The sequence below is a fragment of the Pseudoalteromonas sp. MMG033 genome (genome assembly GCF_057197785.1).
The window spans coordinates 3,245,805-3,267,811 of record NZ_CM170070.1 but is presented as its reverse complement, the minus strand read 5'-3'; the positions used below and the strand labels follow the sequence as shown (position 1 = coordinate 3,267,811).

The 22,007-nt window shown below is 38.9% G+C and carries 24 protein-coding genes; 18 read left to right on the top strand and 6 right to left on the bottom strand.

Annotation, left to right across the window (positions count from 1 at the left end; all coding sequences use genetic code 11):
- The first annotated feature begins 1 nt into the window (after window position 1).
- Window positions 2-1,033, top strand: coding sequence for an ACR3 family arsenite efflux transporter (gene arsB / locus AC2CZC_RS14270; RefSeq protein WP_063362375.1), 1,032 nt, complete (start codon window positions 2-4; stop codon window positions 1,031-1,033).
- A gap of 9 nt (window positions 1,034-1,042) precedes the next feature.
- Window positions 1,043-1,531, top strand: a complete 489-nt coding sequence (locus tag AC2CZC_RS14265) for a phosphatase domain-containing putative toxin (RefSeq protein ID WP_484582289.1) — start codon at window positions 1,043-1,045, stop codon at window positions 1,529-1,531.
- Window positions 1,532-1,642: 111 nt separating this feature from the next.
- Here the strand turns inward: AC2CZC_RS14265 and AC2CZC_RS14260 are convergent, their stop codons facing one another.
- Window positions 1,643-2,983, bottom strand: a complete 1,341-nt coding sequence (locus tag AC2CZC_RS14260) for a fibrinogen-like YCDxxxxGGGW domain-containing protein (protein WP_484582288.1) — start codon at window positions 2,981-2,983, stop codon at window positions 1,643-1,645.
- A gap of 711 nt (window positions 2,984-3,694) precedes the next feature.
- Between AC2CZC_RS14260 and AC2CZC_RS14255 the strand changes: the two genes are divergently transcribed.
- The 8 genes from AC2CZC_RS14255 (at window position 3,695) to AC2CZC_RS14220 (ending at window position 7,883) form a co-directional block, all read left to right on the top strand.
- Window positions 3,695-4,858, top strand: a complete 1,164-nt coding sequence (locus AC2CZC_RS14255) for a DUF819 family protein (protein WP_484582287.1) — start codon at window positions 3,695-3,697, stop codon at window positions 4,856-4,858.
- Between the two features lie 458 nt (window positions 4,859-5,316).
- A complete protein-coding gene (locus tag AC2CZC_RS14250) occupies window positions 5,317-5,688 on the top strand; it encodes a hypothetical protein (protein WP_484582286.1) in 372 nt (123 codons plus the stop codon).
- Window positions 5,689-5,860: 172 nt separating this feature from the next.
- Window positions 5,861-6,151 carry a hypothetical protein gene (locus tag AC2CZC_RS14245; RefSeq protein ID WP_484582285.1) on the top strand — a complete coding sequence of 97 codons (291 nt, stop codon included), beginning with the start codon at window positions 5,861-5,863 and terminating at the stop codon, window positions 6,149-6,151.
- 32 nt (window positions 6,152-6,183) lie between these two features.
- Complete coding sequence (locus tag AC2CZC_RS14240) at window positions 6,184-6,477, top strand: hypothetical protein (RefSeq protein ID WP_484582284.1); 294 nt, start codon at window positions 6,184-6,186, stop codon at window positions 6,475-6,477.
- Window positions 6,478-6,516: 39 nt separating this feature from the next.
- On the top strand, window positions 6,517-6,813 hold the full coding sequence (locus tag AC2CZC_RS14235; RefSeq protein ID WP_484582283.1) for a hypothetical protein: 297 nt from the start codon (window positions 6,517-6,519) through the stop codon (window positions 6,811-6,813).
- 52 nt (window positions 6,814-6,865) lie between these two features.
- Window positions 6,866-7,174 (top strand): hypothetical protein, encoded by a 309-nt coding sequence (locus AC2CZC_RS14230; RefSeq protein ID WP_484582282.1) that lies wholly within the window; start codon window positions 6,866-6,868, stop codon window positions 7,172-7,174.
- Between the two features lie 88 nt (window positions 7,175-7,262).
- Window positions 7,263-7,559, top strand: coding sequence for a hypothetical protein (locus AC2CZC_RS14225; RefSeq protein ID WP_063362384.1), 297 nt, complete (start codon window positions 7,263-7,265; stop codon window positions 7,557-7,559).
- A gap of 18 nt (window positions 7,560-7,577) precedes the next feature.
- Entirely contained in the window at window positions 7,578-7,883 is a 306-nt protein-coding gene (locus AC2CZC_RS14220) for a hypothetical protein (protein WP_484582281.1), read from the top strand.
- 149 nt (window positions 7,884-8,032) lie between these two features.
- Here the strand turns inward: AC2CZC_RS14220 and AC2CZC_RS14215 are convergent, their stop codons facing one another.
- The 5 genes from AC2CZC_RS14215 to AC2CZC_RS14195 form a co-directional block, all read right to left on the bottom strand.
- The gene (locus AC2CZC_RS14215) at window positions 8,033-9,316 is read right to left on the bottom strand and encodes a hypothetical protein (RefSeq protein ID WP_484582280.1); all 1,284 of its coding nucleotides are present in this window, start codon (window positions 9,314-9,316) and stop codon (window positions 8,033-8,035) included.
- A 316-nt stretch (window positions 9,317-9,632) separates the two neighbouring features.
- Entirely contained in the window at window positions 9,633-10,604 is a 972-nt protein-coding gene (locus AC2CZC_RS14210; RefSeq protein WP_484582279.1) for a glutathione S-transferase family protein, read from the bottom strand.
- Between the two features lie 88 nt (window positions 10,605-10,692).
- Complete coding sequence (locus AC2CZC_RS14205; protein WP_484582278.1) at window positions 10,693-11,112, bottom strand: DoxX family protein; 420 nt, start codon at window positions 11,110-11,112, stop codon at window positions 10,693-10,695.
- A gap of 241 nt (window positions 11,113-11,353) precedes the next feature.
- Complete coding sequence (locus AC2CZC_RS14200; protein WP_211036856.1) at window positions 11,354-12,073, bottom strand: DUF4397 domain-containing protein; 720 nt, start codon at window positions 12,071-12,073, stop codon at window positions 11,354-11,356.
- Between the two features lie 147 nt (window positions 12,074-12,220).
- Window positions 12,221-12,505, bottom strand: a complete 285-nt coding sequence (locus AC2CZC_RS14195) for a putative quinol monooxygenase (protein ID WP_484582277.1) — start codon at window positions 12,503-12,505, stop codon at window positions 12,221-12,223.
- Window positions 12,506-12,607: 102 nt separating this feature from the next.
- Between AC2CZC_RS14195 and AC2CZC_RS14190 the strand changes: the two genes are divergently transcribed.
- The 8 genes from AC2CZC_RS14190 to AC2CZC_RS14155 all read left to right on the top strand — a co-directional run bounded on the left by AC2CZC_RS14190 (window position 12,608) and on the right by AC2CZC_RS14155 (window position 21,973).
- A complete protein-coding gene (locus tag AC2CZC_RS14190; RefSeq protein ID WP_484582276.1) occupies window positions 12,608-12,814 on the top strand; it encodes a helix-turn-helix domain-containing protein in 207 nt (68 codons plus the stop codon).
- Between the two features lie 56 nt (window positions 12,815-12,870).
- A complete protein-coding gene (locus AC2CZC_RS14185; protein ID WP_484582275.1) occupies window positions 12,871-13,695 on the top strand; it encodes a TnsA endonuclease N-terminal domain-containing protein in 825 nt (274 codons plus the stop codon).
- Window positions 13,685-15,832: a transposase gene (locus AC2CZC_RS14180; protein WP_484582274.1), complete on the top strand. Its 2,148-nt coding sequence runs from the start codon at window positions 13,685-13,687 to the stop codon at window positions 15,830-15,832. Before AC2CZC_RS14185 ends, AC2CZC_RS14180 begins: the two co-directional genes overlap by 11 nt.
- 1 nt (window position 15,833) lies before the next feature.
- A complete protein-coding gene (locus tag AC2CZC_RS14175) occupies window positions 15,834-17,285 on the top strand; it encodes an ATP-binding protein (protein WP_484582273.1) in 1,452 nt (483 codons plus the stop codon).
- A gap of 37 nt (window positions 17,286-17,322) precedes the next feature.
- Window positions 17,323-18,723, top strand: a complete 1,401-nt coding sequence (locus AC2CZC_RS14170) for a TnsD family Tn7-like transposition protein (RefSeq protein WP_484582272.1) — start codon at window positions 17,323-17,325, stop codon at window positions 18,721-18,723.
- Between the two features lie 82 nt (window positions 18,724-18,805).
- The gene (locus AC2CZC_RS14165; protein WP_484582271.1) at window positions 18,806-19,984 is read left to right on the top strand and encodes an SIR2 family protein; all 1,179 of its coding nucleotides are present in this window, start codon (window positions 18,806-18,808) and stop codon (window positions 19,982-19,984) included.
- Window positions 19,977-21,749, top strand: a complete 1,773-nt coding sequence (locus tag AC2CZC_RS14160; protein ID WP_484582270.1) for an ATP-binding protein — start codon at window positions 19,977-19,979, stop codon at window positions 21,747-21,749. Before AC2CZC_RS14165 ends, AC2CZC_RS14160 begins: the two co-directional genes overlap by 8 nt.
- A 17-nt stretch (window positions 21,750-21,766) precedes the next feature.
- Window positions 21,767-21,973 (top strand): KTSC domain-containing protein, encoded by a 207-nt coding sequence (locus AC2CZC_RS14155; RefSeq protein WP_484582269.1) that lies wholly within the window; start codon window positions 21,767-21,769, stop codon window positions 21,971-21,973.
- Window positions 21,974-22,007 lie beyond the last annotated feature (34 nt).

Genomic DNA, 22,007 nt, shown 5'->3' with positions numbered 1-22,007 from the left:
TATGGGTATTTTTGAGCGTTATTTATCAGTTTGGGTTGCTGCCAGCATTGCCATCGGTGTTGGGCTTGGTGTGGTATATCCGCCTTTGTTTGAATTCATTGCCACCATGACTTATGCCAATGTCAATCTCGTGGTCGCGATTTTTATCTGGATAATGATTTATCCAATGATGGTGCAAATAGACTTCTCAACCATCAAAGAAGTCGGTAAAAACCCGCAGGGCCTCGTCCTGACTATCATCATAAATTGGTTAGTCAAACCATTTACCATGGCTGCTTTAGGCTGGTTATTTTTTGAAGGGCTCTTCGCAGATTTTGTCAGCCCAGAAACAGCGCAAGAATATATCGCAGGCATGATCCTGCTGGGTGTTGCCCCATGTACCGCCATGGTTTTTGTTTGGTCTCAGCTCACTAAGGGCGATGCAAACTATACGTTAGTGCAGGTGTCTGTGAACGATGTGATCATGATCTTTGCATTTGCACCAATAGCTGGGTTGCTGCTTGGTGTATCAGATATTCATGTTCCGTGGGATACACTGTTTATTTCTGTCGTGTTATACGTTTTACTGCCTTTAATGGCAGGTATATACACTCGCAAAAAACTCAATGCTTCAGGAAAAAATGAGGGGGCTATAGAAGCATTGCTGGCAAGATTAAAACCTTTTTCTGTAGTAGGTCTGTTGGCAACCGTTGTGCTTCTGTTTGGTTTTCAAGCCAATACCATCATCTCTAAGCCGATGAATATTGTTTTAATCGCAATTCCTTTGATCTTGCAAACTTATGGCATATTTTTCATCGCTTACTTCGCTGCACTCAAACTGAAACTTAAACACAACATCGCGGCTCCCGCTTGTCTTATTGGCACATCAAACTTTTTTGAGCTCGCAGTGGCTGTTGCAATATCATTATTTGGATTGCACTCAGGTGCTGCGCTTGCCACCGTAGTTGGTGTTTTAGTAGAAGTGCCTGTGATGTTGTCTTTGGTCGCTATCGTTAATAAAACCAAACATTGGTTTGACCCACAAACACACTAAGAGGCAATTATGCAAACTCACCCTTTTGATAAGCTGTCACTAGATAATGGTGCCACCTTTATTTTCACCCCTTGCCCTGGTACAAAAGATGTTGCCATCACTGAGTCTGTTGCTCAACTTAAAAGTGCTGGTACAGATGCAATTATTACACTGATGTATGACAGTGAGCTTCTTAAAAATAATGCACAGAGCTTAGCGCAAGTGTGCAAAGAGCAAAATGTAAAGTGGTTTCAATTCCCCCTTCCTGACGATGATGAACCTAATCAAGATTTTGTTAATGCATTTAATAACCACATCGAAGAAGTTTTTTCTATTCTTGAGAGTAAAGGCACAGTGGCGGTACATTGCAAAGGGGGCTCTGGCAGAACAGGACTGGTGATTGGCTTGTTAATGAAACGTCTAGGATACACACATTCAGACATCATCACGCAAGTGCAATCGATCAGGCCCAAAGCACTAAAACACCCAACTCAAGTGTCATTTTTTGAGCAATTTTAAACACATGTGCGGCATCAAAATATTTGCCAAAAATTAAAAAGCCAAGTAAGCGGTCAGCTTTACTTGGCTTGTCACGAGCATACTCAAAAATGAGTATGCTTACGTTGATTTTTACATGATGTAGTATTCTACGATGTCCGCTGTATAACTACCACTAAACTCCCACTTGTTGAATGCGCCTGTGAAGTTATAAACATGAGACCAACCGATATTAAGGATAGCTTCACTGTAGTCAGTACCAGAACCACCACAGCCTGATGTTTCTGTATGCCAGAAACGACCATACGGCGCAGGATTATTAGCCAGTGAGTCTGTTTGGTTAAGAGAAATACAAGACGCATTGAAAAGTGCATCTTTTGTTACAATACCAACCTTACCTGCACTATCAACAAACATGATGGCGTACGTCATGTTGTCTCTTACAGCTTGCCAGTTTGCATCAGTCATTACACCAAAACCGTCATGTCTAACCACATCAACAGCATCGACTGATTTTAATGATGTGTTATGCTTCGCAAATAAAGTCCAGCCGCCATACTCTTTTTCCATATTACAATATACTTTGAATGGCGCTGAATTAGGTGGAGTTATTGTATAGTAACCACTTGGTACCAGTCCCGCAGGGTCTTTCATCTGAATATTTAAACATGAGCTGCCTGTAGGTCCTTGTGCAAAATCATTTGCCAATCTAGGTGCGACTGTATCACGACCAAACGCAGTCACATCTTGTGCAAAAACATGTTTGCCAAACGTCAACACATTTACATGCTCTACAATGTGAGTAAGCTCACTATCTTTCGACTGCTCTTCTTGTAAGTACAATCCATGAGTCGCTTCAGTTGCTGCTGAATGGTCAAGCTTTATTTGATCAAGGGCGAAGTCGTTACCGCCGATTGTGCCAGTATTATTTGGCGCATAAATAGCTAGGTATGCAACCGTTTCTTGCGCAGGTAAGTTTGAAGCAGCTTCTTCACCTTGCTTTAAAGCCACAAAACCGTGCTGCGTCACTCCATGTACACGTGTTACATACGCTTTTGCATTGTCATTTGATTGACCTGTTAAGAAAATATGCGGTGTATGGTTAAACTTCGAAGAGAAGTTAATTTTATTTTCACCATTTCCTAATTTAAAGGTACCCACCTCAATGATTGTGCCATCAGCCAGAGTTTGACGGCCAGCAGGAAGTGATAGAATTGCTAAATCTTCAGTAGCGTGTGCACCGTCAAGATGAGGCCATTCTTGGAATTTAATTTCTACACCGCCAGCAGATTGCTGTAAGGCGATAATACCAGCGTCAGCTTCTTTGTCTGAAGGTACACTTGTAAATACTAGATTACCGTTTGTGTGATTTACAGCGCTCCAAGCATCGCTTGCAGACACTTCAGAGTACTCGTTAACAGCCATCGCGCTTGTGCACGCAAATAAAGAAAGCCATAGGGTATTTTTAAGCATCATCATCTCCTTTAAATGATACAGTTTATTAGTGACTCATGAACAAAAAATTATTTACTTATGATAAATAAGATAAAGACTACATATTTATTATTCTTAAACAAAACATTAGTTAAGCTCAATAGATACAAATCAAAACATTGATTTAGAACAACATATATTTTACTAGCCCAGTTCACGAGCAACGATAATACTCCTTCCAATTAAAAATAAAATAGTATTATTTTATTATTTTTAACAACCAAATTAATATATCAAACTTATCCCCTGCCATGTTCTCCTGACATAAAATAGGTTCAAGTTCTAAATATTTATGCTGACATCAAGGGCACTTGCAAAGCACTTTTTTAATTCTAAACTCACGTTGGCACCGCGATGGATAGTTCGTATATTTAACCCCAAAATATGAACTAACTGTGCTGAGATAAGCTCCTACTCAATCGAATCTCCTTTAATATTATCTTGTTTTCTAAAGCATTTAATGTAAGAAGAATGATTGAAACTATGATATGACGGTCTAAAAATACCTCGACTCATGCCCGGCAGTGACCCGACTCACCGCCAACATATTTAAAATCGCATATTTATCAGTTACTTTTGATAACTTTAAAAATACATAATTGTAACCAAATTTAAAATTTAGCGTCGTTTTTTTTGGTAAATTCCGCTAGCATAGCGGGCAATTTATAATAATTAGAAAAAGAGGAAGGTATGATCCAAGACGGTTTTGCATTTATCGCATTCTTAATGTTTGTCTCCAGCATCATAATATGGAGCGAAGACAAGTATAAAAATGGACCTTTTTTTAAGTATGTCCCCGCTGTCATTATTATCTATTTTTCCGCTATGGTTATGTCAACATTAGGTGTCTGGGAAATGACAGACTCTGTTAAACAAGCACGAGGCGAAGTTAAAACCGCCATCTTACCAGCCATGATATTTTTGATGTTACTCAGGGCTGACTTACGAGATATTGTTAAACTAGGCCCTAAATTACTAGGCACTTTTTTTGCTGCTACTTTAAGTATTGTGCTGGGCTTTATCGTCTCATTCGCCCTGTTCCAAAATTACTTAAATGATAATGCCGCACTGACTTTTGGTGCGTTAGCTGGTAGTTGGATTGGTGGTACACAGAATATGGTCGCCGTGCAACAATCGCTTGGTCTAAATGATGCGGGTATGGGGTATACACTACTCATAGACTCTATTGATTATGCGATGTGGATTATGTTCTTACTGACGTTAGTCCCTTTTGCTCACAAGTTTAATGCATGGACAAAAGCTGATACCAGCACACTGGACGAGTTGCAAAAAAAGCTCACTTTGTCCAATGACAAAATCAGAAAAGAAACGACATTCCCAGACATGATGTTACTGCTAGGCAGTGCTTTTGGCTTATCTGCGCTGGCCATCTACATTTCTGGTCTTTTACCTCACAATGCTGTACTGACAAGTACGACGTGGAGCATTATGATAGTGACTATTGTTGGCGTTATTTGCGCAATGACGCCGTTAGGTAAGTTACCTGGTTCACCTCAGCTGTCCAATGTGCTGCTTTATACTTTGGTTGGCCTTATCGCAGCAAATGCTGATTTTGCAGAGCTTACTCAGGCGCCTGCATACATTTTAGCTGGATTCGTTATTCTACTCATCCATGGTGTTATCCTCACCGTGATAGCGAAAATATTCAAACTTGATCTATTCACCTGCGGAATTGCATCCCTAGCCAACATTGGAGGCGTAGCATCCTCGCCTGTTCTCGCTGCGGCCTATAGCCAAACACTGGTTCCGGTTGCAATTTTAATGGCGCTAATGGGCGTAATTATTGGTACAGGTGCAGGTATTGGAGTAGCGATGCTATTGCAAGCGATGTAGTTAATTCGTAATAAACATGTATGGTGAGGTTATATTCTCACCATACCCTTTATTTATAAACATAAAAACAATAATCGTGTATAATAAACAATAAAACCGACCGCATTAATAAATAAAAGCAAACTATAGTCTAGTGGTAATAAACCTATAATCCCCACAAAACCCGTAACCTCGCCTGCTTTTCCAAAGAAAAATTAATTAAATTATAAACCGCTAATTTAAAAGGTTATTTTAAAAACTTGAAATTTACATTTGATTACTTATTGATCACAAATTTAAACAATGTTAAAACATAAACCGTAAAATATAAGTACATAAAAATAGACTAGCCCCCTTTATCAGAGTAAAAGCGCTTGGACCAGCTCAAATACATGAGAAAAAGCCATAAGTCTTACTTTTTTAAAAGGCGTTACAAAATAAATTCGTTATCAGCCATATTTTTTAATCAAGGAATCGACATGAAATTTAAAGGCAGATCTCTAAAAAACCGAATTGACACTAAGGTGAAGTCATTCATTTTATCAAGTGTTTTTTTACTGATATCTTCCAGTGCATATTCTGCTGTCACTTTAAATCAGTTCATTCAAATGAGCGAGCAATTTGACCCGACAAGCTCTGATTACTTTACCTGCTACCATCCTCGGTACCCAATGAGCTTTTCTGAGTATCTTAATGAGCTCATTGACATGGATAAAATTACGCCCCCTGTCGCGGATTGGGCAAAATCACAGGGATACTTCCCATATCTAGGATATTTTTTTGAGACATCAAGCTGGGAAGTCATGCTTTCATGCCGAGTCAGTTCTCAAAACTTTACCTCTCTCGATTAGCACGTTACATATAAAACCCGCATTTAAATTGGCAAATCAAAAGTGGCGGCGTTGCAAACCTGCTACTTACCTTTTATGACGATTTTTTGCCAATAAAACAGACAAGGTTGTATGCAATACATGTGTTCACAATTAGACATCATCAATAAACTCACACATAAAGGAAATCAGTATGTCGTTCAGTGCAATCGCATTAGTTAGCACACTCACATCATTTTCTTACCAAGCAAATGATGTGTTCACCATAGAGGCCTATGAAGAGCGTGCGCGATTAGACAGCCAAATAAGAAACCGTTGTACATCTGTTCCGGTGTCATATTCAGACGTGAAAGTTCGTATAAATTGGGCTTATAACCAAGGGCTGATAACAGAAAGAGCATCGTACTGGGGAAAAGCCTACGCGTATTACCCTGTTATAGATATGTTTTCACATCAAATAACCGCTATTTGTAAAGGGGGATAGGTGCCACTAGAGCACCTATATAAAAGCTATATATGAAAATACTATTGTTTATTACGGCTTTGGTAAGTTCTGCTTACTCATTTAATGCAAATGCTACCATGGATATTTGGACTTTTCAGCATCGTGCAAACATAGATGCCCAAATGCAAGGTCGCTGTATATATCAGACGCCTATCTACAATTATACCGCTCGCAATTACTGGGCATATCAAAACAGACTCATTACAGCAAGGGCAGCAGAATGGGGAAATACATTTGGTTTCTACCCAGTGATAGATATATTTACAGGCGAAATTGCAGCGGTTTGCTCCGCTGGTCGTAGCTAACTATTTCATCTCAACTCAACAAGCAATAAGGAAATAATAATGCGTATATTAACAGTCGCTTTTACTGGTTTTTTAACTTTAACCTCTTTTGACTCCTTTGCCGCCTTAAATATGCAACAGTACGAATTCAGAGCATTACAAGATGCCAAAATACCAGGACGCTGTGTTTATAGCCCCATTTCATATGACAATGTCAAACTCCGTATTGACTGGGCGCTTAACCAAGGTTTAATCACTGAGCGGGCTTCCTATTGGGGTAAAGCATATGGCTATTACCCTATTGTTGACATGTTTTCGAACCAAGTCGCTGCTATCTGCAAAGGCAAGCTACCTTAACATTCATCAAATACACACTAAGATAATCACTACATTTTATAAGGAAGTTATTATGAGCTTTAAAATAATTGCAGTTGCAAGTCTAATATCTACTCTTTCACTGATTTCGTTTAATTCCGATGCTGCGATGGATTTGGGACAGTACAAGAGATATGCAGAGTATCACCAAGGGCTTCCTCATCGAGGATGTATAGGCGGTATTCCGTTAACTTATCACGATGTTTTAATTCGAATTAATTACGCACTCAATCGGAACATCATAACTGAGCGAGCCGCAAATTGGGCAAAAGCCAATACATACTATCCAATTATCGATCCTTTCAGTTACAAGGTAACTCTGGTATGTAAATGGACCCCCTAAAACACCTAATCTATAAGTTACACGACATTACATATATCGCTTTCTTTATAAACCAAATCTTAAATTTAATTATAAAAAGGACATTATTATGAATATTAAAGTATTTACAATTGTAAGTGCTCTTTCTTTATTCTCATTTGAGTCTTTTGCAGCCATGGACTTAAGCACCTATCAACAAAAAGCCTACGCAGATAGCCAAGCACCTGGACGATGCATGGGCAACATTCACGGCCCACTTAACTGGCGAATGTACATTGATTATGCATTACAAAATGGGCTCATAACCACACGAGCTGCAAATTGGGGTAAAGCAACTGGCTACTATCCAGTCATTAATCCCTTTGAAAATCGTGTAACATTAATCTGCTCTGTTGGTAGACCATAAAGTCTAAAGGAATAAAATATGAAGTTAGCATCACTATTACTACTTACTATACTGTCAACAAACACATTTTCGGTGGCCGCCAACAGCGAAGTAAGCTCTATTATCACGTTAGACGAATATATAGAGAGAGCAATGTTAAATATAGGTAAAAGGTGTAGCATGGGCCCTAGACTTACAGTTGCTCAAGTAAGAGAACACAATTTATATGCTCAGAATTTAGGATTGATCACCGCTGAAGCGGCTCTTTGGGGAAGTAATAATGGTTTCTACCCTTTAATTGATTTATTCACAGAAAGAGAAATCGCTCTTGTCTGCAAAGCTTAAACAAGCCTCGTACATTTAAATAGTTACACCATATACTGTGAAATGACGAAAAAAGCTTTGATGCTGGATATAAAAAAGGCACTTATAAGGTGCCTTAAAACCGCACTTAATACGTATTGTTAATTATATCGTCTTAACTCGCATCTGAGCTATTTGACTTCAATACGTATTTGCGTATTTCCGTTATCAATTTCCCCTACGCCTTTTGAAGCAACCGCTTTGTGACCTGAACCCCTTACTTTTCTGATGTAAGTATAATTGCCGCCATCGGCATAAGTATTTTTGTATTGCCAATGACCATTCACACGTTGATATAGCTGTATATCACCACCGAAGTATGGTTGGTGGTTATTACCGTTAACTAAAATGCTGTGTACCGTCCAACCAAAACGGTTGGTTAAGTATGTTGCGCCAGAGTAATTATGATTGGTCGCAGTGATGGTATTTACTGCTACTTTATTTACAGATTGAATATCTAAATCTTTCACGTAACGTGACCCTTTAGTCGGATCAAAAGACGTACTTTCGGTAAATAAAACATGCACACCGCCCCCCGTCCCTGCTTCTTCAGCAACAATGTCTTTCACATAAATATATGTCCCTTTGGCTTCTGAGTCGTAAACCAAAGTCCGGGAGTCGTTTTCAGCAAGTGGCAAGGTGAGCCTTTCGCCTTTAATGTTGTACCAAGTGTTTGGGTTGAAAGTATAAGACTTAATCACATGAATGTTTGAGCGGCGATCTAGGTTGTAATTGGGGTGATAGTTATACGCTATATAAATTGCCCCATCATCATTAGTATCACTGACCGCATAATGACCACCTTCGGCTAATTTAAATTCATGACCATTATTATCAAACCACAGTGTCCGTACAGACTTTTTCCCTGCATATTCATACCGGGTGAATACCGCAAGACGGTTTAAAGCATTGTCTAAGTGTAACTGTGGGTATGACTGATTAAAGTCACCGTGATTGGGCAAGCCTTTAAGCTTTTGAAACTGAGTGCCATAAGGGGTTGTTGATTTGTAAAGGTGCCCGCTTCGATATTTGTGCCCAAGCCCACGCGAAGACAGTTGCACGTAAATATAACCGTTTTTATCAATATCGACCACCGCATTGGTATGTGGATCATTCCAATTGCTCTCTGTATGGACTTTTACTTTTTGATTGTAGTTTTTCACTACATAAGTGACTAAGTTGCCATTTTCGTTATTAGAAAACACTTCAAAGTGATTATTGTTTTTTTCAACCGCAACTGGGATATGTTTATGAGTATAAGTGCCTGTCGCACCACAATACTTGGGCACCCCATTGTATAACTGATTTGTTAAACAAAAATAGCTCGACTGATACCCACTATCATAAACATGAATATTTGAAGCCACACTTGTTGCCGATGACAGCAAAATCATAAAACCAACTGAATATTTCATAAAACCTCCTTTTTTGAAATTTTATATTTACACCTCCAATGTTAAAAAACAAATACAATTTATTAATTATTTCATGTTGAAACGAGAAAATTTAAATATCAAACATCACTATTTCAAAAAGCACATTAAAATTTGCGAGAGATTAACCGCCAAATAGTCACTTGTTGGAGACACTATACTTCATTATTAAAACGCTCAACGCACCTTATAATTTTACGCATCACATACCCAAAGTATGCACTCTAAACATATCGGAAAGTTGCTTTATAAAAATAAAAAGAGCCATCTCTGGCTCTTGTTGTACTTAACTTAATTATCAGCCACGATTATGTGGGCGGGCGTAATCTATAACAGGTCCATTGGGCACAACTTGCGTTGGATTGATCATTGTATGGCTGAAGTAGTAATGACGTTTAATGTGATAAAAATCAACTGTCTCAGCTACACCTGGGTATTGATATAATTCTCTGACGTAATTAGATAAATTTGGGTAGCTTTCAATTGTGCGCTTATTACACTTAAAGTGGCCAACATACACAGCATCAAATCTTATCAAGGTGGTAAATAAACGCCAGTCGGCTTCTGTTAATGTATCACCAACTAAGTATCTATTTTCGCTTAGAATATTTTCTACTTTATCTAGCGCATCAAATAGTTTGTCATACGCTTGATTATAAGCATCTTGGCTGGTGGCAAACCCTGTGCGATATACCCCGTTATTTATCGAGTCATAAACAAAATCATTGATGTCATCGATTTGAGTCTGTAAAGCACTTGGATAAAAATCTAATGTATTGCCTGTCAGCGTATCAAATGCAGTGTTAAACATGCGGATGATCTCAGATGACTCATTACTCACGATCCGCTGAGCTTGTTTGTCCCACAATACCGGCACCGTTACTCTACCACTGTAATCTGCTTTATTTTTGGTATAGATCTGATGCATAAAGTTGCTGTCAAATAATGCATCGCCTGTGCTACCAGTTGCTTTATCAAACGTCCAACCCTGTTCTAACATGTCAGGGCTCACCACAGATACATCAATATAGTCCTCTAACCCTTTAAGCTTTCTAAATATCAATGTGCGGTGCGCCCAAGGACAAGCGAGTGATACAAACAAGTGATAACGGCCTTTTTCTGCCTTAAAACCTGCTTCTCCACTTGGGCCAGCTTCGCCGTCAGGGGTAAGCCAATTTCGTAATTGCGCAGCCTCTCGTTTAAATTCACCATTACTTGATTTAGTATCGTACCACTTGTCTTGCCAATGTCCGTTAACCAATAAACCCATTTTTTTGCTCCTAACCTATGCTTAAATATGTATCTGCAACTGCTGACATAGCAGTTCAAAGTTTGGCCCAAATTTGGGCCACCGCCCTTTATGCTGATTTAGCCAACTTGTGGTCGATGCTAAAGCGACCTGCGCCAGTAGAGGCTAAGGCTAAAAAGCCGCCTGCCATGGCAATGCTTTTAAAGAACATAAAAAACTGCATTTGATCCGCAAGGTTATTGTGAAACACCAATGCACTCATTACACAGAATCCAGCAAAAGCCAATGCGGTTAACTGGGTTAATGCACCCGCTAAGATGAATAATCCACCAATCAGCTCAAACGCAATCACTAACGGTAGTAAAAACTCAGGTAAACCACCAGAGGCGAGATACTGAGCGTTGCCCTCAAAGTATTGGATTTTATTCATCCCTGCCAAAATAAAAATGGCAGATAAACCAACTCGACCTAGTAAGTTTGCGCCATTCGATAGATGGTCGTTATTAGAAACGATATTGAGTAAATTCATGATGTTCTCCAAAGCTGTAAATTTGTTTTGTTGGCATCTCTGCCGACTTGCTAACAAGTTTACTATCTAATTAGAGAAATAAAATTTGTAAAAATAGAGAGCTTCATTCTCTTAAAAAGAATGAAAGATATAGGGATAGACCTTAATACGTTAAGTAATTTAACTTAACATGCTGTTTAAAATATAAAAAGCGGCACAACGCCGCTTCTAAATAACCTCAACAATCGGCAAGTACCATTCGCTACTGTGCTTTAGGCGCGACTTTAAACGATTTGATATTACCTTCATTTTCAGAAGTAGTTGTAATATACGCGAGGTGAATGTCGCCCGCTTCTGCCGATAAAGTCACCTTTGCAATGGGTGTATCTGTGTTTGCGCCCTGACCTGCTTTAACCACAATCAGCTCATTTAGATCCGTTGATAGGTCAACAAATTCTGTCGCATCACCATATTCCAAGTTTTCAGCTAATTTTTTGTCACCCATATATACATCCACTTTGCCCATATCAGCAACGTAAGTATGGATAACAATCACACGATATTTACTCTGTGCAACTTCTGCATCGTCAATTTTTACTGCATCTAGTTGTGCAGCCTGTGCTGAATCGTTATCTAATCGACCATAGCTATAAACAACATAATCACCGTGCTCGGAAAATCTAAAACGCGTCGATGCAATTGCCACTTCTTTGGAGTTACCCTCTACAGCATAAAATGAAAATACATTGCCATCTGAGTCGTCTTGAACAAGTAACTTTTCGTCTGATTTAGCGCCGAACAACAAACCATTTTCATCTGATAAAGACATTTCTTCATGGCCTTTTTCAAACTCCCAATACACATCCATTTCACTGTTCACCAAGTTAATTGCACTGACATCAGCAGTGTAGGTGTCGTCATTGTTACACCCAGCTAAAACAGATACCGCAACAGATAAAACCAATCCAGTTATTAATTTCACAATACTCTCCTCAAAGTGGCGTTGTGGGAAGTATATTGCTCACGGTCAGTGCGAGTTGTTATTGAATGTTATTTTTCAATACTTTGATGTAGCTGAGGGTTACAGAAAGCATTAAAGCGTAACGATACCCTGCAAAAAAGACATAATTTAAGCACTGAGCTTACTGATAGGCTGACAAGAAAGAATGCGAGTATGCTGTTTAGCAAAATAGGCTTGGGTATGAGGCGCATCATAATGACGCTTTAAATCTGCTTCACAGTGCCACTCTTCCCACAAATAAAACACACCCGGCTCGTCATGAGCATGATAAATTTCAAAATAGATACAGCCAGGCTCATCGACTGTATGCGCTTTCAAAATATTCAGTTCAGCCGTAATTTCTGACATATTGCCGTGGTTTGCCATTAGCTTGGCAACAATGTAATAGCTCATAAGGTGTCCTTTTTAAATTGTATCAATAAAGAACAACTATCATAACTAGCATCATATACGTAAACTATACAAACAAATGCGAACTAACTTTACATATATGTAATGCTATTAAATGACCTCTACCTTTTCTCTATCATTGTCGATTGTGGCAGCTTAAGCCGTGCAGCCAAACAATTAAATACCACTGTCGCGACTGTTTCCCGAAGGCTTTGCGCACTCGAAGCGCACATCGGACAGCCACTGCTGTTTAGGAACAATAAAGTTTGTACACTGTTGAAAAAGAATGTACAAACATGTCATTTGGAATAAAAAAGTTTGTACACTAGGCTATAATATACTCTATTGAATTGAGTAGAGTATATGTTGTGGCTGGACGGAGAAAACTTGAAAAGTTAGCTGACTACAAGCGAGCTTTAAAACAAAAGTATGGCTTAGGCGAAGGTGTCAATTACACTCCGTGGATAAGAGTTCAGGATGTTAAGTCTCATGGTCATAGTGGCAAGATTGAAGGAATAAAATCAGGCAGAACTCACCACCCCTTATCTGAACAAGAGTCCTGTTTTTTCTATTTGGCAGAGTTTTCTGACTCAGTGATTGATATTCGTGAGCAGTTCCCACTGCTTCCTCTCTCGCTCTCATTAAAAATCTCTCAGTTACTTGATATCGAGCACCCTCAGCACCCCAAAAGCAAAGATCCTATTATTATGACTACAGACTTCCTTTTAACCTGTAGTGATGGAAAGCGGATTTGGTATGAAGCTGTATGCATTAAGCCCAGTGAAAAACTCTTTGATAGAAGAACAGCACAAAAACTCGATATTGAAAGAGTTTGGTGGGAATTATTGGGTGTTCCATTTCACATATTTTGCTTATCAGAAATCAATCAAATTAAGTCTAAGAATATTCAGTGGATTACTGACCCTAAGCGTAAGAAGTATCCATCACAACTGACCGACGTTAGGGAGCGGGCCAAGTGCTTGCTGACGGTAGGTACGGCACAACTAAGTGATATCTGCGAAACGTTTTCTCGTGAAATTGGTATATCGAATGATGATGCGCTGCTATTGTTGAAGTCTCTACTGGCTGATAAAGAAGTGATGATTGATTTAGCTCGCCCCATAGTTTTATCAGGCATGGTCGAAGTAATTGAAATCAAGATTGATGGGAAATCAATACAACATGCAAGTTGAATTAAATAGCGTTTGGCAAATTAATAGCTTTGATGGCCTAGATGACGGCCTATACAGAGTTTTGCAGCTGTATACAGAAGCAAGTATCGTTATTCTGTTTCCCTTAATCGAATCAAAAGCTTTACTGCGACCACTCAAACTAGGATTTGACCTCTTTAGCGAGGCGATCAATGTTGGTAATGCACAACTTGCCTCATACGAGCTACCGTATTATCAACTGCTGTCAGAGGATGATATTTCAGAAAGTTATTTGGCGAAAAGAAATAAAAAATACTCATTGATTATAGGTTTAGTATCTGATCCGAGCTTCTTGCTGAATTTGGTTGAACAGCCTCGTAGTAAGTTGGTTTCGTTACATGCAAAAGCCCACAGTACATACGTGCAGAATGTTTATCGAGCACTAAACCTCTATTGGAAATATGGTCAAGAACGAAATTCACTCTTACCTAGCTATAAGAATTCAGGGGGGAGAGGTAAATTCAGAATAGCTGGTGAGGTAAAGCGTGGTTCACCAATACAGCTATCAAGCCCTAGTATTGACGTTCCCAAAGGAGTTAATACTACCGAATTTGATAAGAAGCTGTTTCTTAAATCAATGAAGGAATTTGGTCTAAAAGGTGAAAAAGTCAGGTTCAGTCGCGTGTATGACAAAATGCTCAGAGAATACTATGCAGATGAACTGATTGCTGCTGAATCTGAGTCTAGGGAGGCTTTAGTTCCAAACTATAGAGCATTTATTTACTGGGTTAAGAAGCTAATTCCAGCGCATACATTAATTCGTAATCAAACAAATCAGGGGGACTTTGACCGCAATAAGCGTGGCTTAAAGGGAGCAGCTACTGATCATACAGAAGTTCCTGGTAGTTGCTTTGAACTGGATGCAACGGTTTTGGATGTACATATCGTTTCGGACTTCCAGAGAAATCACGTATTAGGGAGACCAATAGTTTACTGTGTGGTTGATAAAGAAAGTCGAATGATTGTTGGGCTTCACGTATCTATGGAATATGCTTCATGGAGGGCTGGTAGACAGGCTTTAATAAATAGCTTTACTTCGAAGAAAGAATATTGTGCAGAGTTTGGAATTGAAATCGAAGAAGCGGATTGGCCTTGTAACCATATTCCTCAACGATTGCTTTGTGATCGAGGTGAATTTATTTGTAAGGATGCCGAAAAACTCGCTGTGCCATTAATTGGTCACTTGAGTATAGCACCACCTTACAGAGCTGAATTAAAAGGAATAGTCGAGCATCGTTTTCATATCTTGAATGAAAAGTTAGTCCATGAGTTGTTAGGAACGACGAAGGGAAGACAATATGTGAGAGGAGATAAAGACCCAAGGTTGGATGCAACGTTTACACTTAGAGAGGTCACTAAATTGCTCATTGATGAAGTTCTTGAGCATAACAGTTCAATCTTTAAAGGTTTAGCCAAGCAAAGCACATTACTTATCGAGTCAGGGCTTTCACCAACTCCTCTGAATTATTGGCAGCTTCATGTTAAAGCGCAGCGCCATGCATTAAGCCGAGCAGATGAGGCTCATATTCGTTCTCGTCTTCTACCAACTATTAAAGTGACTATGACAGGAAAAGGGATTCGGCTTAACGATCAAATGTATTACGACTCAGATCATACTGACTTTGAGGCTTGGAAAGTAATCGCTAGAAATAATGGTTCATGGAAACTTGATGCGTTAGTTGATCATGATAATTCAAGCTTCATATTTGTCAGGCTTGAGGAAGAAAGTGGCTTCACAAGATGTTATCTGCTTAAGGAGTCAGCTAATTTTGCCCACAGACATCAAGCAGACATATTGTATTTTGAAGATTGGATTAAGTTGGAGAAAAACAAAGCTAAGCCAACCGCTAAATCAATAGAACGTCATCGGAGAAGAAATCAGGTTATCGAAAATGCAAAAGAAGAAGCGGCATTGGCTCCGTCTCTAGGCTCAAAATCCGAGAGAACAAAGGACATGAAAGCAAGGAGAAGAGAAGCTATTCTCGCACAGAGGGTTGAGGACGGAGAATGCCAACTTCACCAATCTAAGTCTGATATAGAGTCAGAGAAATCAAGTGAGCATCTTGATGATAAGAAGGCAAAGGTAATTTCGATACTTAAGAGAAAAAGAGTTAAGTAAAATGAGAAGTGAAAATGCGACTTACCATGAAGCCATCTTACCTGAGCATCGTGGCAATCCTTTGATTGAAGCTTTACCACCTAAGGTTAAAGATGATGAGTTAGTTACTAAGCTTAGTAATTATCCTGAGAGGATTGTTGAGGAAACAACATTAGAGGCTATTGAAAGGTTGGATTACCTCACCCGATTAAAGGCATTAAGGCAGCCATTACCTCTCTATTTTGATGTATTTAGAGCTATTGAAATGGCAATTAAAGAGGGTTATTCAGCAAAAAATCCTTTATCACCCACAACAATGAACTATCTACATTATTCTATGGATAATCGTCCTAATGTTGAACCCCGAACAGGCTTTTTTAAACCTAAGGGCAGTGGCATAACAATAATTGGTGAAAGTGGGGTAGGTAAAACCTGCATGCTTGAACAGGTACTCAATTGTTTTCCCGATGTCATAGAACATAAATACTACCAAAACAAAGCATTAGCAATGCCACAGGTTGTTTGGATAAAAGTGGATTGTCCCGATGATTCTAGTGTAAAAGGGCTTTGTCATCGTATCCTAGAACAAATTGACCTAAAACTGGGAGAATCTCCAACAAAACCAGCGGGAACGATAGCGCTTTTACTTCAGCAAATTGAAGCAAGAATGAAGTCAAGTTTCCTTGGAATCTTAGTTATTGATGAAATGCAAAACTTAAACCTTGCTAAAGCAGGTGGTGCTGATCGACTTTTAGGTTTTTTGCATAACTTAGTCAACAATTTAGGTATTCCCTTGCTGTTCTGTGCTAACCCTCCTTTTGATGAACTGTTAAGCAAGAGTTTCAAATCAGCGCGACGAGCGGAAAGCAGTGGTTATTTTGATGTGGAACTAATGGAGAACGATGAAGAGTGGGAATTGTTTGTTGATGAACTTTGGGGTTTACAGTGGACGAATGTTGAAACGCCGCTTACCCCGAGTTTGAACAATAAACTTTACTCGTTATCTGCTGGCAACATGGATTTAGCTGTTCGAGTTTACTATTCTGCTCAAAAGGCAGTTATTGGTGCTTCGGATGAGAGGCTTACTGAAGAGGTGCTTGAGCTTGGAGCTAGTATTGCTCTTCGAGCGACGAAAAAGCACACAGAAGAAATGAGGAAAAAACAAAGCATTTCGATACTTAAAAGGAATAGAAAAGACAACAGCTCCGAACTAAATAGTGACCGTAATAATGATATACCATCGAAAGAAATCATTAATGTAACAGCCAATCCTTCTACAATACCTGGAGATTTAACTCGCCCGCATCACCCCGAGTTTATTGATGCATTAGCTGAAATGGTGTTAGCTGAGGATTTGATTGATAGGGTGTTGGATACTTCTCTTATTCAGAAAGCGTCTCAGGAAAGTGATCCTCTTGAAAGCCTCAGAGCATCAGGGGTATTGTGCGATGATCCACTTGATACTTTTGGTTAAGTTTAGAATGTAGGGTTTACATACAGCGGGGGCGATTATGCGTTTGCCAGATGTTTTACCTGATGAGTTGTTATTTAGTCGACTGATTAGATACTGCTGCCTGTACGCTGTCCCGATACCTGAATTTTTAAACAGTGTATACGAAGATGATAGAGCTAGCATAAACCCAATACTGACTGCTGGATTAAGTTCGATCTCAAGTATTTTTCGTGAGAGCCGGGATAACCTGTTAAGGGAGCAAACACTGGCTCCGCTTTTCATGCATTACTACCCTCACTATAAAGAAAAACTAACAGCGGCAATGATCTCTAAAGATAATTATGCAGCTATTCGGTTAAGCCAACTTTCTTGTGTAAGAGAACATGAAAAGTTAATCCTCAAAATGTGTCCGATGTGTGTGCAGGAAGATATTAGGCAATTCGGTGTAGCGTACTGGCATAGATTGCACCAAATCCCAGGAATTGAGTCATGCCACGAACACCAACAGCAACTTGTACATGTCAGCCTACCTCAACGTTACCGCTTAGCTGCTGGATTGCCTTCGCTTTACTTAGAAATGGAGTCATCAGATAGCAATTACCAAAGTTTCTTGTTGGCGCGTTTCGCTAAGCAGGTTCTCTTAAAACAATCAAAGATTAATTCTACTATCAGCCTAGTTAGCTACAAAGATAAACTAGCAGACCTAGGTTACGTGACAAAGGCAGGGCGATTACGAAGGATTAAATTACTTGCAGATTTTCATCGGTTCACGAGTCAGCTACAGTACCCGTCGGCTAGCCTTCTACCTACGTCGAAATCGGACTACAAGTATGTTACGAATTTGCTGTATAACAAGTACTCACAGCATATCTTCAAGTATTTAATACTTGGCTATTGGTTATCATGGCAGAAAGTTATGCGAAAAGAGCCAGTAGCAAAGTATGCACAGGCTGAACAAAGTCTACAGCATATAGAGAAAAAGTGTGTGTCGTTGCTGCACCAAGGTTTATCTGTATCTGAGATTAGCAAGAAAACGGGTAAAAGTAGAACCTATATTATGTCTGTGGCCTACTCTGCTGGTATGGCTCATTTGTTCGAACCCACTAAACTAAAGCCATCAATCAGAGCAGAAATTATTGGTCTTGCATGGAAAGGCTTCCATCGAGTTGAGATCGCCCGACGCGCATCAGTCTCGACAGGAAGCGTAGAAATGTTGATTTCTTCAGTAAATGGGCTAGTCGAGTGGAGAAAGCAGTGTAAGCATGAATCCAAACGCCGACGATATAGATGTCAAATACTTCGGTATATACAAAGTAACCCTGTCAGCCTTAGGAAAGATATTAAACGCGATTGTAATGCTGCATTTTATTGGCTTTACAATCACGAACGCGAATGGCTTGAGTCCATTTTACCGAAACCAAACTGTCCATACAGGAATCCCCGCAGCAAAGATAAATAACCTCTCTTCACATTTAGTTAGTGTATATAGAATTATATTACGGTAAGTTTATAACTTAGCCAGATAAAAAGTAGGGATATTTATGAGTGAAACTGTGCATAACCCGGATCAATATATGTATGACTTCCAACATATATTGACTCATAGTAGAAAAAAAATTGGGATTTTACTCGGTGCTGGAGCTCCGGTTAGCATCAACATTGCAGACGAAGGTGAGGATTGGCGACCATTAATACCTGATATTGCAGGATTGACCAAAATTGTAAAAAATAGTTTAGTAGATCCAAAAGACCAGAGTGCCTTTGAGCAAATATCTGCTTCATTATCAAACGATAATATTGAACTAATTCTATCTAAAATTAGATCTCTGGGGGAGGTTATTGGAGAAGCTGAAGTTTTTGGTTTAAATTCAAACGGCTACGACAGCTTATCAAATAAAATCTGTTTGAAAATTAAAGATGTAGTAAATCAATCCCTACCCAAAGGTGAAAACCCATATTCCCATCTTGTTTCTTGGATAAATGGAATCAATAGAGATTACGCAGTTGAAATCTTCACGACAAACTATGACCTGTTACTGGAAGAAGCCTTAGAGGAAACTAGAACCCCATATTTTGATGGATTTTCAGGATCTAAAACTGCTTTTTTTGATCCTTCAAGTATATCAAGTAATGATTTACCACCTCGGTGGGTCAGACTTTGGAAATTGCATGGCTCTATTAACTGGTCTAGGAATGAACAGAATGAGGTTGTGCGAGGAAATGGTGTAGCAGATGGCACTATGGTTTACCCTTCACATATAAAATATGATCAAACTCAATCAGCCCCATTTTCTTCACTGTTTGAAAGATTAAAAAATTTTTTACTAGAACCTGATAGCCTATTACTAACTACTGGGTTTTCTTTTGCTGATGCTCATATCACTTCTAAATTGGATGAGTGCCTCGCCGAAAATAAATCATCTGCAATATTTGCATTTCAGTTTAAAGAGCTAAAAGAAGAAATATTTGCAGTAAAAGCGGCTAAAAATAGGCCCAATTTGAGTGTGTATTGTAAGAATGGAGCTGTAATCAACGGTGTTGAAGCCAAATGGCAAATTGGTGAAGAACCGAGCAAAAATTGGAAGCTTATACGTGCTGAATATTGGGAAAAGGAAAAGTTTAATCTTGGTGACTTTGTCAAATTCGCTAGGTTTTTAGCTAACTCTGGAGGTGGAAAATCTTCACCGGCTAATATAGAGGAACCTGAAAGCCATGAATAATCCTACATATTTAGGGAAAATCACATCTGTTTCAGGTTCATCAGTTTTAGTTGAGCTAACACCTCAAGTACGATCTGGTTTGTTGATTATAGACGGACAGACATACCGTATTGGTCAAGTTGGCAGCTTCATTCGAATCCCTCAGGGTTATAACAATTTATTCGGAATAATTTCTGAAACAAGCGAAACTTCGTCTAATGAATCAGAGTTATCCTCAGCCGAAGAGAAAAGAGTTATTAAGGTAGAGCTTGTAGGTGAATCAATAGGATATGACTTTGAGAGAGGCTTAAGTCAGTTTCCTTCTATTTCAGATGAAGTTCATTTAGTTATAGAGGAAGACCTAAAGAAGATTTATGGTAACAATAAAGAAGGTCAAATTGTAATTGGTAAATTATCAAGCTCTGATAGCATTAACGTAAGCATCGATCTAGATAATTTGGTTAATAAACACTCTGCAATTCTAGGCTCGACTGGTTCCGGAAAGTCTACTAGTGTCGCCAGTTTGTTGAGGTCAATTGTTACTTCACACTCACCGCAATTATTGATGCCATCGGCGAGAATCGTTTTATTTGACTTACATGGTGAATACTCTTCTGCATTAAATGATATATCAAATGTTCAGTCAATTGATGCAACTGACCAAGCTAACAAATTTTTTATTCCTTTTTGGTGTGTAAATCCCGAGAGCTTGATTGAATTTTTATGCGGTAGTGGTGATATTAAAAATAAATTTTTAGATCTTATCGTAGAAGAAAAAATTAAATTTGCCGAAAGAAATCCAGCCTTGAGCATCGATATAAATAAAATAACCCCCAGTACACCTATACCATTTAGCCTTAAAAAAATCTGGTCTGATCTGGTGTTCTTTGACACTGTAAACTGGGAAGATAAAGAGATGACTACTCCAGCATTTATTGATAAAGGAGATGTTGAGAGCCTGAGAAAAGCAACATTTAGACCCGCAAGTACAGCTAAAGAGAATTTTGCTAAGAAAGGTGGGGATAATAGATGGAAAAAGAGTTTAGATTTGATGAGGTCTCGTCTTTTAGACGGTCAATATTCATTCTTCCTAGACCCAGGGCCTTGGTCACCGACTCATGAATATAAAATTGAAAAGGATTTGCCAGACCTTTTAAATTATTGGATTGGTACAGATAAACCAATAACGATATTAGATCTATCTGGTATGCCTTCTGAACGCTTAGACCTTTTGCTGGGGTCAATCTTTGATGTCTTGTTTGAAGCTGCAGTTTGGGGACGTAATTTGTTGAGCGGAATGAAAAACCTTCCATTACTTCTAGTTATGGAAGAAGCTCACCGTTATCTCTCTAGTGAATCTAACGGTTTGGCAAAAAATATGGTTCGAAGGATAGCGAAAGAAGGGCGAAAATTTGGTGTTGGCTCTATGTTAATTAGTCAACGCCCATCTGAAATTGACGAAACTATATTATCTCAATGTGGGACCCTATTTGCTTTGCGAATAAACAATGCTACAGATAGATCTAGAGTTAAATCGGCAATGTCTGACAGCTTGTCTGGCATTGTAGATGCTCTGCCTATTTTAAGAACTGGTGAAGCAATAATCACAGGTGAAGCTGCCAAATTACCTATGAGGTTCAAGTTTAGAATTTTAAAAGAAACACAATTTCCTGATAGCCATGATCCCAAAGTCGCCACAAGCTGGGCAAACGACTTTAGTAATACTGACTTTAAGGGTCTAGTCGGTTGTTGGCGAATCCAAAATTCTTTTGTTAACAGTGAATAAAAATTAAGGAACATAGTATGGAAAGAATTCACGTTGAGTCTAGCAATGTTATTTCTATCGGTTACGAGGAAGATACCTCAACATTAGAAGTAGAGTTTAATAGTGGGATCTACCGCTATTATGATGTGCCTTTATATATTTATGATGAACTTATGGGAGCAAACTCAAAGGGCTCATATTTACATCAAAAGATTAAAAGTAACTACTCCTACGAAAAGGTTTGATGTTACAAGCACCTAAAAATAAAGCTTACTTTAA

What these genes read in the sequence shown, in the direction of transcription:
- AC2CZC_RS14205 (WP_484582278.1), bottom strand. Translation starts at nt 11,112, where the DNA reads ATGAATTTACTCAATATCGTTTCTAATAACGACCATCTATCGAATGGC.
- AC2CZC_RS14220 (WP_484582281.1), top strand. Translation starts at nt 7,578, where the DNA reads ATGAAGTTAGCATCACTATTACTACTTACTATACTGTCAACAAACACA.
- AC2CZC_RS14175 (WP_484582273.1), top strand. Translation starts at nt 15,834, where the DNA reads ATGAGAAGTGAAAATGCGACTTACCATGAAGCCATCTTACCTGAGCAT.
- AC2CZC_RS14180 (WP_484582274.1), top strand. Translation starts at nt 13,685, where the DNA reads ATGCAAGTTGAATTAAATAGCGTTTGGCAAATTAATAGCTTTGATGGC.
- AC2CZC_RS14265 (WP_484582289.1), top strand. Translation starts at nt 1,043, where the DNA reads ATGCAAACTCACCCTTTTGATAAGCTGTCACTAGATAATGGTGCCACC.
- AC2CZC_RS14170 (WP_484582272.1), top strand. Translation starts at nt 17,323, where the DNA reads ATGCGTTTGCCAGATGTTTTACCTGATGAGTTGTTATTTAGTCGACTG.
- AC2CZC_RS14260 (WP_484582288.1), bottom strand. Translation starts at nt 2,983, where the DNA reads ATGCTTAAAAATACCCTATGGCTTTCTTTATTTGCGTGCACAAGCGCG.
- AC2CZC_RS14155 (WP_484582269.1), top strand. Translation starts at nt 21,767, where the DNA reads ATGGAAAGAATTCACGTTGAGTCTAGCAATGTTATTTCTATCGGTTAC.
- AC2CZC_RS14230 (WP_484582282.1), top strand. Translation starts at nt 6,866, where the DNA reads ATGAGCTTTAAAATAATTGCAGTTGCAAGTCTAATATCTACTCTTTCA.
- AC2CZC_RS14245 (WP_484582285.1), top strand. Translation starts at nt 5,861, where the DNA reads ATGTCGTTCAGTGCAATCGCATTAGTTAGCACACTCACATCATTTTCT.
- AC2CZC_RS14165 (WP_484582271.1), top strand. Translation starts at nt 18,806, where the DNA reads ATGAGTGAAACTGTGCATAACCCGGATCAATATATGTATGACTTCCAA.
- AC2CZC_RS14210 (WP_484582279.1), bottom strand. Translation starts at nt 10,604, where the DNA reads ATGGGTTTATTGGTTAACGGACATTGGCAAGACAAGTGGTACGATACT.
- arsB (WP_063362375.1), top strand. Translation starts at nt 2, where the DNA reads ATGGGTATTTTTGAGCGTTATTTATCAGTTTGGGTTGCTGCCAGCATT.
- AC2CZC_RS14240 (WP_484582284.1), top strand. Translation starts at nt 6,184, where the DNA reads ATGAAAATACTATTGTTTATTACGGCTTTGGTAAGTTCTGCTTACTCA.
- AC2CZC_RS14160 (WP_484582270.1), top strand. Translation starts at nt 19,977, where the DNA reads ATGAATAATCCTACATATTTAGGGAAAATCACATCTGTTTCAGGTTCA.
- AC2CZC_RS14255 (WP_484582287.1), top strand. Translation starts at nt 3,695, where the DNA reads ATGATCCAAGACGGTTTTGCATTTATCGCATTCTTAATGTTTGTCTCC.
- AC2CZC_RS14195 (WP_484582277.1), bottom strand. Translation starts at nt 12,505, where the DNA reads ATGAGCTATTACATTGTTGCCAAGCTAATGGCAAACCACGGCAATATG.
- AC2CZC_RS14250 (WP_484582286.1), top strand. Translation starts at nt 5,317, where the DNA reads ATGAAATTTAAAGGCAGATCTCTAAAAAACCGAATTGACACTAAGGTG.
- AC2CZC_RS14215 (WP_484582280.1), bottom strand. Translation starts at nt 9,316, where the DNA reads ATGAAATATTCAGTTGGTTTTATGATTTTGCTGTCATCGGCAACAAGT.
- AC2CZC_RS14235 (WP_484582283.1), top strand. Translation starts at nt 6,517, where the DNA reads ATGCGTATATTAACAGTCGCTTTTACTGGTTTTTTAACTTTAACCTCT.
- AC2CZC_RS14225 (WP_063362384.1), top strand. Translation starts at nt 7,263, where the DNA reads ATGAATATTAAAGTATTTACAATTGTAAGTGCTCTTTCTTTATTCTCA.
- AC2CZC_RS14190 (WP_484582276.1), top strand. Translation starts at nt 12,608, where the DNA reads ATGCTATTAAATGACCTCTACCTTTTCTCTATCATTGTCGATTGTGGC.